The sequence below is a fragment of the Marinobacter alexandrii genome, from assembly GCA_039984955.1.
In the GTDB taxonomy this organism is placed as follows: Bacteria; Bacteroidota; Bacteroidia; order Cytophagales; family Cyclobacteriaceae; genus Ekhidna.
This window is the reverse complement of record JBDWTN010000007.1, coordinates 3051853-3065530: the sequence shown is the minus strand read 5'-3', so window position 1 is coordinate 3065530 and position 13678 is coordinate 3051853. Positions and strand designations below refer to the sequence as shown.

The window sequence follows — 13678 nt, the reverse complement described above, 5'->3', positions numbered from 1 at the left end:
CAATGAGTTACATAAAAAATTATCATAAAATCAAAATGTTAAACCTATGTGACTCTTTCGCAATATCTCACCTGTTTTTTTGTACAAAACAAATTAGAACTCTAATGAAAAAATTATTATTAATGATAACTGTAGTTGGATTGGTATTATCCAGCTGTGGTGATGATGACGGTTCTCCTACAATTGAACCTGTAGCTGGTACAATTTCTGGAGGCCCTTTCGTATTTACGGTTGATGGAACTCCGGATATGGTTACCGGTATTACTATTGACAACTCACTGTCAGTTGGATCAGAAAGTACATGGTTAATTACTGATGCAGATAATAATATCCTAGGTATGCCCGGAACACTTGAAGCACTTGAAGGTGTAGATTTTGATGGTGCTGGTGCTGGAGAGTGCTTTATTTGGTATTTAAGATACGATGGAGATCTTACCGGACTTGAAGCAGGAATGAGTGCTGATGATTTCACAGGATCATTCGCCTTATCTAATTCTATTTCGGTGAATCGCATTGACGCACCCACTCTGACTGGTGGTCCATTTACTTTCACAGCGGGTGACGGTGTGGCTGATAATATTCCTGAGGACGGTATCACAGTAGAAGGAGGATTTTCTATTGAGGGGCAAAGTGGATGGGTCGTAACAGACGATCAGGGAGCCATTTTAGGATTACCTCCATCATTCACCGCTCCTGATTTCGATGGTGCAGGAGGTGGCACATGCTATATCTACTACATCACATATGCAGAAGGTTTGTCAGGCTTAACTGGCCCTGATATGGATGGTAGCCCTACGAGTAGTTTAGATGATTTAGATGGTGTGTTCGAGTTGTCAAATAATATAGAGGTGAATAGACAAATTGCTGCGGTACTTGCTGGAGGTCCATTCAATTTTATCGTAGATGATGAGGCTGATAACATCCCTGAAGATGGAATTACGGTGGCTACTTCAGGAACCGATTTAGGGGAATCTGGATGGGTAGTAACAGATGATCAGGGAGCTATTTTGGGATTACCTCCATCATTCACGGGTCCTGATTTTAATGGTGCAGGTGCTGGAACTTGCTTTGTTTACTACATTTCATATGAAGAAGGTTTAACCGGTTTGACTGGCCCTGACATGGATGGCAATCCTACCAGTAGTTTAGATGATTTAGAAGGAACACACCTATTATCGAATGGTATAACAGTCAATAGATTAGATGCTCCAGTACTTAGTGGTGGCCCATTTACATTCACAGTTGGTGATGGAAATGCTGATAATATTGCTGAAGGTGGAATTACTGTAGAGGGAGGATATGCCGTTGGTGATCAAAGTAGTTGGATCGTAACTGATAATACTGGAATGATTTTAGGATTACCTGGATCTTTTACTGCTGTGGATTTCGATGGTGCTGGTGCTGGAACATGTTTGATATACTACATCACATATGCTGAAGGCTTAGAAGGTTTAACTGGTCCAGATATGGATGGCACTCCCACGAGCAGTCTAGATGATCTTACAGGAGCTGTATATGAGATATCAAACTCTATTGAAGTAAATAGAGAAGAGGCTCTATAAAATAAAGATAGTTAATAGTAGTTGTTATAAATGGACCCTGGCAAGAGATTGTCAGGGTTTTTTATGTTAAAAAAACACCGTTTCCAGGTCTAACCTCTACATGCTCTTTGATTGTTGTTGAAAGTTCATATCCTTTATAGTTAGCGTAGATAGGAAACTTTCCGTGAGTTCTTAAAACCAGGACCGCTGTTTCCACTTTGGTTACGTGTAGTGCTAACAATTTGGTTAAGCTGTGAGCTAAAGTTTTCCCACTGTTGAGTACATCATCACACAAAATGATTGTTTTATGTTCTAAGTCTAACATATCTCCATCTATAAGAATATCCTTGTTTAAAGGGTTTTCCTTGTCCAAGGAAATAGTATGACAAACAGACTTCTTACCCGAAACTTCAACCAATGATTCATTGATTGCATCGGCTAGTTTTCTTCCTCCAGAATCCACCCCCACCAATACGATATCGTCGTTCATGTTGTTCTCAAAGATCTGATAGGCGATCCTGCGAACAATTTGATCTACTTTGGGCTGAGATAAAATTTGATTGTCACTCATTTTCAGGCACAGGCATTACTTTGCTGTCCTTGAAAGTAGAGAGTATTATCATGGATTGCAAACCATCTACAACATCAATTTCTGATACTTTTTCAAGCATCAATTTTTGATAAGATTGAATGTCACTGGAAATAATCTTTAAAATGAAATCGCCTGATCCAGTAATATGATGACATTCAATCACCTCAGGAATAGAGCTAATTTCATTTGTAAAAGCATCGATATTTTTTTTATTATGACCTTTCAATGAGACTTGCACAAAGGTGTGTACTCCTAGTCCAATTTTATCAGTATCAAGCATCGCATGATAGCTTTTAATTATACCTGAAGTCTCAAGCTTTTTCACGCGCTCTAAAGTGGGTGCAGGAGATAGCCCAATGTCTTTAGAGAGTTGTGCATTCGTAATTTTTGCATTTGATTGTAAAATATCAAGAATCTTACGATCAATTTTATCCAGCTTAATACGCGATGATTGTATTTTCATTTATCTAAAAAAGGTTTAATTCTGAGTTATTGTAGTAAGCGTAACAGAATTTTATTTGCCGCAAATTTAATACGATTATCAAAAATTTCGATAGCCATTTAAATAAACTACAAACCTTTAACAATTAATTGGCATTAGACCCTAACGAAGGCATTGACTTAAAGTTTGATCACTTTTCGCCTAAATGTCACGCCTAAAACATCTATTGAGACATAGTATATGCCAGAATTAAGTGAGGCCATTTCTACAAAGAAATTGTTAAGACCTTCAATTGTATTGTATATCTCACTTGTTTGGATTTTTCCAGCGGAATTCATTAATGTCAGTGTAGCTACTCCAGCTTCTGGCGCTATTACTTTCATTCTAAATTGATCTTCAACGGGGTTTGGAAAAGGGTCTTCAACTCTAATATTAGGTTGGATAGTTAGGCACTTCTCATTGTTAATCGGATCAATATCCGGATAATTCACATACTGAGATGAAAGATTTACACAGAAATAGGAAGGTTCTGAAACTGTAAGAGGAATACCTACATTTAAGCCAATTAAACTTGATTGTCCTACCCCAATAAATTCTGTAATCTGCTCCGTTACGCTAAATTGATTTTCCAGTACAATTTCAGCCTCTGTGACCTCAATAGGAAGGTTGCTGAAATTCTGAACTTCAAGAAATATTCTCCCTGTGTTGTTTTCCTGTATCAATTCGAAATTCCCAATAGATAAATCTACTTGAGGTATTGCAATGAGGATTTCCTGAGACGCTGTATCCGTACACCCCAGACTGTTTTGGGTTACAAGGCTTATCGTATGAGTTCCTTCTTCCGATAAAATTGTTGTGTATGACTGATCGTTGGTACTTACCTGTATTCCATTCAACAGCCATTCGTAAGAAGCTGCACCTTGCGAACTATTGGAAAAAATAAATTGATCATCTGGTATTCCATAGGTACTTGAAGAGTTGAATGATGAAGATGGTGCTTCATTGATCTCCAGCATTTGAGTAGAATTGACCACACACCCAGAGGCAGTTTCAAGTTCAAGTTCTAATTCATAGGTAGCATCTTCAAGCTCGTTGAGGAAAAGCTGAGTACCATTACCGACGCTTTCTCCGTCAAGCATCCATCTCCTTGAAACAATAGGATCTGTTGATTGTGTGGACATGTCCTCTACTTGAATGAGCTCATTATCGCAATCGCCGTTTACATTAAAATTTACAGAGGGTAATTGGATTACTTCTATAGTTTTAGTGATTACTTCTGAGCAGAAATTTTGTCCAGTTACTTCTAATGTGATGTCGAAAAAGCCTGCTGAACTGAAAGTATGAGTGATATCTTGCGTTCCATAATTGACGCCATCGACAGTCCACAACCATGAGACAATTGGATTCCCAGAGGTAGTTGTATTGTCTACAAAAGAAGAAATCTCACCTTGACAGCCAAGACTTACGTCAAAATCTGGTTGCGGAGAGGTGAGTACTTCAATATCTTCATTATAACTGGACTCACATCCATTAGAGCTCACAACATTTAGTCTTACATTTCTGATCCCTGTGGATTCAAATTGAATGCTTGGGCTTTGCAGAGATGAAACTTCTATATCATCGACGAACCATGTCCAGGAAACTAGATCCGAACCATCAACAGTGGTAACATCAGTAAACTGGATACCATCTGCAGATGTACAAGGAACATCGAAATCAAAATTTACCTGCGGGCTATCAGAGACAGCCACCTCTATTACCTCTGTATCATCACAGCCCTCGCTATCAGTTGCCGTAAGCGTTACAAAAAAACTACCCGCTGTGGTATAAACATGACTAGGATCTCCTGCTGTTGAACTAAATCCATCTCCAAAATCCCATAAGTACGTAACTGCATCTAAACTTGCATTAGTGAACTGCATAGACTCATTTTGACATACTGGGTTAGCGGTAAAATCCGCGGTGGGTCCTGATGTAATCATCAGTGTCTGCTCAGTTACTTCAGTACATCCAGGAATGCTTGAAGTTAATCTTACCGTTTTTTCTCCCGAGGTTTGAAATGCATAAACCGCATCTTTTGTGGTAGCAGTAGCCACAACATCACCAGATGGCTCATCAATGAATTCCCATAAATACGCTAATGGGCCTACATAAGAGTCATCTACCGTATTGTTTGTAAAGGTAAAGTCTGTATTGATACAGGTCCGAGGTGATGTAAATGAATATGCAGGCATTGGAGGTGGGTCATAAATCGTAATTTCTTGCTCAAAGAAATTGTTGCATGTGCCATCATTTACATCCACACGTACAGTATATGTCCCTGCACCTCCAAGTGTGTCAAATTTAACTTCTGGATTTTCTTGATTGCTATCTTCAATACCGTCTCCATCAAAATCCCAGGAGTATGTCAAGCCTGGGTTGGAGGAGGTGAAATTTAGTGAGGAATTAATACAAATGTTATCAGATGTGTAGGAAATTTGGGGAGCTGTACTTGATGAAATACTTATTGTGTCTATTGCGAAATTATAAAACACTCCGTTTTTTGCTATAAGTTCTATATTTATATTAGTATCATTGGTAGGTTGAATTTGTAAATCAACATCCGTGCTGTAATTAACTACACCACTACATGTAGAAATGAAATCAATTTTCTCAACAACTCCATTATCTACTTGATAAAAATGATAATCTCCTTCATAGAATCCTCCATCAATTTCAAAAGATTGATTTAAAGAATAGTCATTAAGTGTTACAATCTCACTTGAATTTAGATTCCCAAGATTTAACAAAACTGTGCCCGAATTGAAATTTGTGACAAGTGCTTTGTATTCAGAGTGGTTTCTGAATAATTTAATTTTATGTGGTCTATTAAATTCATCAAAATTGTATTGATTTTCAATTGTCGGATCGCTAAATAAATCACTCCCAAAGTTTAATCGATATACTCCACCACCATCAATAAAGGCTACATAAGCTATCCAATCTGAATTGCTTCTAACGAAATCAATTCCAGTAGCATTAGTGCCTCCAGTCAATGAATTTGAAACAAATGGTGCACCAAAGGAATTGGAAAGCGACGTACCTAAGTCGTATGTTAGTATACGTTCGCCAACTACTTCAAGTCCTACAAATACAAAATTATTTACTATACGTATGACATCTAAACCTCTAATCTGCACTGATCCCAAGCCAAGAGTTCCAATATTAGTACTAGATGGATTATCGGTAATAGAATTTCCAAAACTTAGTCTCGAAACTCCTACTCCATTAGAACTACTTCCAACAAAACCGAACCAATTCCCATTCGGATCTTTAAGAATCTTTATGTCCTCTGGGTTAACTAACGCATCTCCACTAATTGTTAATTGAGTAATATTGGTTAAAGGATCTCTTAGAGAAGGCCCTATATCCATTCTGAAAAGATGATTTAAAGTTCTGTCAGAAAAGAAAAGGTGATAGTTAGAATTAAGTGTATCGTAAACTAAATCCATCCCCCTAGCAAAGTTAACTCCCGAAAAAGTAGCAACATTGGTTATTATTGGAGTTACTGATGCTTCAAATTCACCAAAGCAAAGGTCCCATTCAAACTCACTGGCACTAATAGAAGTATTTTCTAATTCAAGAGTCTCATTAATACACCCTATTTCTGCAGCTGAGAAACTTGCAATTTGAGAGTATAAGCTGCTAGTAAACATGATTAAAAAAAGACCTATTACTCTTTTAAAGCAAAAAAAGAAAGCAACTCCTAATATCTTAACATCACTAAACACTCTCATAGACTTCTAAAATCCTTTTCCTACCTTCGGATATTGAAAATTTTTCCCGGCAATACTTATATGCTTCATTGCCCATCTCCTTACATAAAGAATAATCATTGATGAGAGTTTTCATTGCCTTGCACATTTCATCGATATTCTTATTATCAACCAAAAATCCAGAGTAGTTATTGACTATGATTTCTGATGGACCACCGCATTTAGTTGCTATAATTGGCTTTTTTAGGGCGGCTGCCTCTAAGCATACCATTGAGTATGACTCAGACTCAGAAAACATTAATACAACATCGTGCTTACATATTTCTTCCAAAATATTATTAGTAAAATCAAGAAAGTTGATTTTATGAAATATGTTTCTCTTCTTAGCTTCTACTACTAGTTTTGATTTGAACTTGATATTGGAATTTTTATTCATTGTACCCCCAATAAAAGTTAACTCAATATTTGGAAATTCATTACAAACCAAACTAAATGATTCCAGTGCATACTGTTGCCCTTTACCTAGAATAAAATTAGAAGGATAGATGAATTTTATTTTTTTTCTATCGTTAGGTCTTTCAGGACAAAAATTCTTCTCAAAGTTCATTGCATCATAGATGACAACTCCTTTGTCAGTTTTTCCAAAATCTATCCGAACTGCCTTTGAAACAAAAATAATTCTATCCGAATATCTTGCTATTAGATATGCCCACACATTATAAAGAGAGCCCACATAACTAGTCCTAAGCAATCTTATGTGATAAATTAATTTAACAGGAGAAAAAAATTGAACTAGAACACCCAACATATTGTACAAATCATTTGAATGAACAATACTTATTTGGTGCTTCTTAATCACTCTCAGTAATAACATCAAATTCAATATCAGAAAAGGGATGTATAAAATAATTTTCCAATTCTTCTGAAGTTCAAATAGATGAAATCTATACGTCTTGAATCCCAAAGATTCAAGCATCTGCTTATTAGAAATTGACGGGGTAATAAATGTCAGATTATTACTCTCTAAGCCGGAGGTTACCTCTATGATAGATTTAAGAGCACCAGTTATGTGAAGTGAGTTATCAATGATCAGTATATTTTTCAATTTCTAATCCAATTAAAAAGAAGCAATTAAGTTTATCCATTTCTTACTTACGTATTCTTTTGAGATCTTTTCTTCTAAATGCTCAAAAGCTTCGAGGTAATCCGATCCTGATAAGGAAATATTAGAAATTTCATTAATTGTGTTCGCCCATTCCGTATACTCTTCACCCGCTAGAGGAACCGACATCAATTTCCCTAATGGTGACTTGCCGTCATCCACATTGTCGTAATGGATTATCTCTCTCGGCCCTGTATGACAGTCTGACGATATTACCAATGTCCTGCAAATAATTGCTTCACATAATGCCATAGGGAATCCCTCCCATTTAGACGGGAACACAAAAACATTAGATCTTTTTATGTATTTAAATGGATTTTTCTTTATTCCAAGAAAAAAGACATCTGCATCAAAACTAGACATGACAGGATCATTCTCTACATATACCCTTAATCCCATTGATTTAGTTAAGGTTATAATTTTGTCTTTTAATCCGCCATCACCAAGTAATATTAATATAGTGCTGCTATTGAGCTTTCTCAGTCGAGAAAAAATATTTATTAATGCAGTGTGATTTTTTTGATCGTGAAATCTTCCTGAATGAATTATCACTTGTTTCTCACCATCAAATATTGGCTCATATTTTTCATGAATTTTTTCATCCGAAAGTTTCTCAATTTCAGTGAAATCGAAAAAATTATTCAGGACTATGCACTTACTTTTTTTAATAGAATAATGGCTGATTAACTCTTCTTGTATTCCCCTACTTACAGTTACAATTTGATCTGCTTTATTATAGAGCCTCTTGATTAAAAAATTGGTGAAAAAAGCAAAATGAGAATTGGCTTCCTCATCATGAAGTTTAGAACCGTGAATCAATAATATCGTTTTACATGTTCCTGAAAGAACATTAATGAAATTTGCACCTTCCATATGGCTAATACAAATAGTCACTCCTAACCTTTTTTTTAGCTTTCTAAGTTTTCTAACCCGCTTTACAAAATTTATTGATTTATGAAGAAATGTCCTTCCCGAATCAACATCTAAAAAATACGTTTTTGAAGAATCAAACTCATTTTGCCCTGTTACTCCCGAAAAAGCGCAAGATACGACTTCATATTCCTCAGATAGCACTTGGTTAACATTAGAAAAGACTCTTTGGGCTCCCCCCATACCCAAATTAGGGATTAAGCTTAAAATTTTTTTCTTTCCATTTTTCATTAAATACAATGAATTTCGCTGATTTAAATATCTAAAAGAGCCATAAACTATGATCCAAATATCTAAAAAACTCTGAGATGGGTTTTAACTTCAACTGTGTCAACTCATAAGTCATTTTGAGAATAAAAATGTAAAATAGTTTTCTTTTGCCCCTCAACCATTAAGGGATTTTTTCGAAAAATGAATTTCAAGTCATCTAACCGTAGAAAAAGTAGCATTTAATTCTCCTTCAACTCTTCCTAACATTTGAACCACTAGTTTTTCATTCTTAATACAGGCATTTTCCATATCTAACTGAACTTTTCCGGATGTTATCTGATCTATCATAGACACTTCATCATTAATAGAAGACGGCCAATCCATTGGAATACAAGCACCTTCAAGCAATTTTGCTATCTGCTTCAATTTTGGTCTAAAACAGATAGCAATACTTGGAATATTTAATTTTGAACTCAAAATCAATCCGTGAGCACGATAACTTACGACCAATTGGCACTTTGAAAACTCTTTTAAGAAGAGGTCTAGACTACTTGATGGATTCCAACAAATTACATTTGGAACTTTTTCTATATAAGATTTATCATGATTTCTGTCAAATGAGAAATATTTAACCTTAAATCCTTTTTTATTTAATTTCTCACTAAGTTTCGAATAATATGAATAAAAATCATCCTTAAATAAATGATGATCCATCAAGACAATTCCAATGAGTTTATTCTCTGGTCTGGATTGATCAAAATCTTTTCGAAAAACTAGATCGGAATAAGATCCTCCAATTTTTTCTGCATTTAAAAGATTTCGAATTCTAGAGAGGCTCTCATTATCTCTTAGGTAAATCTTTGAGAATGATGCAAGGGTGACAAGATAAGAAAAGTAATATTTTGATTGTGGATTAAAATCTTCAACCCCAAGACCGATACCTAAACGATACTGCGTCTTTATGTTAAGAGGTTTGTTAAAAACAAATCTTAAAAAATTATCAATTTTTTTACATTTTTCAGCTCCTAAGTATTTGAAAATTTTATTCATTATAAGCCAGAATTTACCAGAATTCTGGTCTGAAAAAAAAACACCACCGCCACCATCAATTATTAAATCATAAGTACAACGATGCGACCAATCAACAATTTCTACATTCTCTTTTAAAAAACTCCCTATATACTCAGCAGAAATATTTTTGTTTGAATTTTTGTTGTTTGAGAAAATATCAATTGTTCCAGATGGAAATACTCTTTTAAGCCAGTCAAATACAACTTTCATTAAAAGATCATCTCCAAGATTACCAAAACCGTAATAGCCTTTTAGTAGAATTTTCATTTATCAAGCATAATATTTTCGCTTTAAAACAATGTTTTTCACAATTGCCCAAAATACTTTTTTAAAAATTGAGTTGGGACACATTTTGAACCCCTTCAACAAATAACTTGTCGCTTTTACTCCATTTATTCCCACATAGTTTAATCCAATAAAGTAAGTTGAATTCGATTTAAAGGCCTTGAAATGCCTTCCAAAGGCATCTAAAAAATGAGCATCTCTGGATAAACTATCAATGATCTCACTCTGCCCCCTTACTAATTTTTCTACATCAATATTTCTCAAACTTCTACTTTGATCTTCATGAATAACTACCGTTGAAAAGTTGCAAATTCGAAAGCTATATCTCGAAAACAAACGCATCCACAAGTATTGATCTTCTCCAACTACTGAATCTTTACTATTTAAAAACCTTAGGTCTTTGTTGAAAAGTGTCCTCTCTATACAAATACCTCCCACTACTATCGGATTGGAAAAGATGAGCTTCTTTGGATTGAGTTCATCAATTTTTTTCTCCGAAATCTGACCATATGAATTTAATTGATGGTGGCTGACAAATATCCCTTCATTGTACGACTCAATTGTATTTTTATAATTACTCAAATGATTTGGTAAAAATTCGTCATCTGAATCTAAGAAAATTATAAATTCCCCGGAAGACTTATCAATTCCAAAATTTCGAGCAATATTTCTCTCCTCATTATCCTTATAAAAATATTTGATTTTTTTACTCGAAAATCTTTTCACTAGAGACGATGTTGAATCGGTAGAGCCATCATCGATTAATAATAACTCAAAATCTTTGAAAGATTGATTAAGAACGGAAGCAACTGATCTCTCTATTGTCGCTTCTCGATTATAAGAAGTTATTATTACACTGAAAAATGGCTTCATATAAAAGAGATTATATAAAAAATCACAAATATGACTATCAACAAATAGATATTTCTTGATAAATGTAGAGGTAAAGATCTATCAAGGTAAATAAGTATGCCCGTTGAAATTATAGAAATTGAGATAGAATGATATAAGAGATAGTTATCTAAACTTAAATCCAAAATCCATAAAAAGAAAACCGGTATTACACTAAAAACAACTTGCAGTATAGTAATTACTAATATAGATTCCTGGCGTTCTTTTACTTGTAGGAGAGGGACAACAGATGATGTTAAAAAAATAAAAAAGAAACTAATTGATAAAATTGATGCATATGTTCCTGAATATGCCCAACCTATTCCAAAGGCAAAAGAAAAGATTTCGTTACCGAAGAATTGGAGTGTTATCAAAGGTATCATCATAAAAATGACGAGATACAACAAATTTTTAACTAAAGCTGTTACATCCCATTTTCCATTTTCTCTTAGCTCTTCTGAAACTGATGAAACAAAGATGGGTGCTACTGCTTGTATGACAATCATAGAAGGAAGCGAAAGGATCGTACTTGCCAATGAATAATGGCCTAAATCTTTATTATTGAAGAAGTATCCAATGCTATAAATAGGAACCTGAATAACTAAAAGGGCCATTAGATTTGATGGCAATGAATATAGTGGATACTTTCTATATTTTATTAATGTTTTCTTACTACCTACATTACTTGCCGGAAAAGCTCCTAGTTTTTTTTTGCATAAAACAATTTCAACTGTTTTAATAACTCCTTCAGAGATAAGAAGCCAGAAAGCAAATGGATGAAAAAACAATGGAGCTAAAAGAGCTGTCATCTTTCCTCCAATAGTTCCAATAATCCTTGATTTTGATACGGTAGAGAAGTGCTTATATCTGATGGCTGTAGCATTAGTGATTTTTTGTATAGAAAAGAGAAATACTAAAATCGGAATCAATAATACCTCATAATTTTCACCAATACCGAACGAATAACCCCAAAAAATGCTAAAAGAACTCACAAGAAGCGAGCATATAAGGATTATCTTAGCTATTGTTTTAACCTCATTTTCTTTCGCAATCAATATTGCTCCTTCCATTTTTAAAGTTGAAATGGCAGAAAGAATCATCACCAAAGAGTTCAAATAAGCAAAACCACCATATGCTTCTGCTGGATAAATCCTCGTCATTATTGGCGTAACGAACAAGCTTAAAACATAAATAAGGGCATTACCTGACGATAGAGTAAGTATGTTTTTCGAGAGTCCTGATGGAAGAACCGCTCTCACTAAAAAACCTTGTTCGTTTGAGATATTACTTTCTCAAATTTCTCAAGGTTTTCCAACTGTTTTACAGAAATAGTCTCTTTCCATTTCGAATTGCTGTCAGGATTGAATTCCTCGGGGCTAAATAAATTTGGTATGTTAAACGAATCAGCTATGCTCTGAAGTAGCGTATCACTATCTTTAATTAATTCTTCGTAATTCACTTCAATAACCTTATTGGGGAATTTTTCGCACAATCGGTCAAGTTCTTCTTTGTGACTATACCATCGGTAGGCGCATTTAATTTCGATTGGATAATCGGAGAATACGTGCTTGTTTTGATCTGTAATACCAAGAAATTTACTTGGAGCATTCAATTCTATCTTATCATACCATAACATAACACCCTCATGATTCAGCATACTGGCAACCGTAGAACGCAAATCTCTCACAATACCGTAGAACTTCGCATTCGGAAACACAGGCATCAAATCTTCAACCAGCCATAAATTTGGATGGCTTTTCTCAAGTATTAATTGCTCTTCTAAAATGGAAAATTCTTTCTTATATCGCTTAATTAACTTAGGGAAAAGCTTCTTTTTAGAAGACGGATTAGTTGCGATTTCTGTGACTAAGTCAAAGAAAGGAGGATGTTCTATGTATTCTTTAAAGGAAGGGTGAGATCCAAATATTCTACCTAATAAATGGGTGCCAGACCTCCCTGTTCCTAAGATAAAAGCAATTTTTTTCGTCATTTAAAGCTGTTTTTTTTCGTCATAACGACATATAGTAAACCATCAATTTCATCAATAAAACTATCTATGTGTACAACATTTTTATATTTTGCGGAAAAATTTACTTTAGTTTGTCTGCCAGAAATAATAAAATCACCATTTTCTACAAAGAAATTCCATTGGTGTAATCCATACCAACTTTCATTATCCGCCTCATTTTCAGCATGAATTAATATGACTTTATCTTTAGTTAATTTGATCATATTGACAATTACCTTAACTGGGTCATAAGAATGATCAATACTATTCTTAGCGAGAACTACATCAAAAGTTGATTCATCAAACATGCCGTCTAGTTTCTCACCATGGCATTTTATAGTTCGAACTAGGGGATCAATTTCATATTTACCTAAAACTTCATCGTATTGATCAGCCAAAGGATCTGTTGCTGTGATATTGATCTTTTGGCCACTAAAAATTTTTCCTAAAAATGTCATCGGACCGGCTCCAACATCTAAAATTTTCAGATTCGCAGAACTAGGAAAATATTTAGAAATATTTGGTTGAACTTCAAGGTTTGGATCAAATTTTAACTGGTATTTATTCTTCCAATCACCTCCTTTAGTTCTATAATAATTATCCCAAAAAGCTACTTCAGAAGAAATAGATAGTTGCCATCTCCACTTCTCAGGAATGGGGAATCTAAATCCCAAAACTTGTTCGATTTTAAAAATAAATCTATGCATTTGATCTTCTTTTAATTAAATCATGGTTGCAATAGAGTCTTGAAGAGCGTCAAGCATTATTCAAAGTTTTGACGAAGTTTTCAA

The 13678-nt window shown here is 34.6% G+C and carries 11 protein-coding genes; 1 reads left to right on the top strand and 10 read right to left on the bottom strand.

The genetic code is table 11. The features are described from left to right. The first annotated feature begins 104 nt into the window (after positions 1-104). Entirely contained in the window at positions 105-1562 is a 1458-nt protein-coding gene (locus ABJQ32_19955; GenBank protein MEP5291941.1) for a hypothetical protein, read from the top strand. A 61-nt stretch (positions 1563-1623) separates the two neighbouring features. Here the strand turns inward: ABJQ32_19955 and ABJQ32_19950 are convergent, their stop codons facing one another. The 10 genes from ABJQ32_19950 to ABJQ32_19905 all read right to left on the bottom strand — a co-directional run bounded on the left by ABJQ32_19950 (position 1624) and on the right by ABJQ32_19905 (position 13594). Beyond that, positions 1624-2112: a phosphoribosyltransferase family protein gene (locus ABJQ32_19950; protein MEP5291940.1), complete on the bottom strand. Its 489-nt coding sequence runs from the start codon at positions 2110-2112 to the stop codon at positions 1624-1626. Continuing rightward, positions 2105-2596, bottom strand: coding sequence for an Lrp/AsnC family transcriptional regulator (locus ABJQ32_19945; GenBank protein ID MEP5291939.1), 492 nt, complete (start codon positions 2594-2596; stop codon positions 2105-2107). The genes ABJQ32_19950 and ABJQ32_19945 overlap by 8 nt, the downstream gene beginning before the upstream one ends. A gap of 158 nt (positions 2597-2754) precedes the next feature. Next, the gene (locus tag ABJQ32_19940; protein ID MEP5291938.1) at positions 2755-6270 is read right to left on the bottom strand and encodes a PKD domain-containing protein; all 3516 of its coding nucleotides are present in this window, start codon (positions 6268-6270) and stop codon (positions 2755-2757) included. 67 nt (positions 6271-6337) lie between these two features. Further along, on the bottom strand, positions 6338-7138 hold the full coding sequence (locus tag ABJQ32_19935; GenBank protein MEP5291937.1) for a glycosyltransferase: 801 nt from the start codon (positions 7136-7138) through the stop codon (positions 6338-6340). A 309-nt stretch (positions 7139-7447) separates the two neighbouring features. Further along, the gene (locus ABJQ32_19930) at positions 7448-8653 is read right to left on the bottom strand and encodes a glycosyltransferase (protein MEP5291936.1); all 1206 of its coding nucleotides are present in this window, start codon (positions 8651-8653) and stop codon (positions 7448-7450) included. A 192-nt stretch (positions 8654-8845) separates the two neighbouring features. Then, positions 8846-9970 (bottom strand): polysaccharide pyruvyl transferase family protein, encoded by a 1125-nt coding sequence (locus ABJQ32_19925; GenBank protein MEP5291935.1) that lies wholly within the window; start codon positions 9968-9970, stop codon positions 8846-8848. 3 nt (positions 9971-9973) lie between these two features. After that, a complete protein-coding gene (locus ABJQ32_19920) occupies positions 9974-10861 on the bottom strand; it encodes a glycosyltransferase family 2 protein (protein ID MEP5291934.1) in 888 nt (295 codons plus the stop codon). Further along, complete coding sequence (locus tag ABJQ32_19915) at positions 10858-12138, bottom strand: oligosaccharide flippase family protein (GenBank protein MEP5291933.1); 1281 nt, start codon at positions 12136-12138, stop codon at positions 10858-10860. The genes ABJQ32_19920 and ABJQ32_19915 overlap by 4 nt, the downstream gene beginning before the upstream one ends. After that, on the bottom strand, positions 12138-12869 hold the full coding sequence (locus tag ABJQ32_19910) for a sulfotransferase (GenBank protein MEP5291932.1): 732 nt from the start codon (positions 12867-12869) through the stop codon (positions 12138-12140). Before ABJQ32_19910 ends, ABJQ32_19915 begins: the two co-directional genes overlap by 1 nt. After that, complete coding sequence (locus tag ABJQ32_19905; GenBank protein MEP5291931.1) at positions 12866-13594, bottom strand: methyltransferase domain-containing protein; 729 nt, start codon at positions 13592-13594, stop codon at positions 12866-12868. The genes ABJQ32_19910 and ABJQ32_19905 overlap by 4 nt, the downstream gene beginning before the upstream one ends. Between the last annotated feature and the right edge of the window lie 84 nt (positions 13595-13678).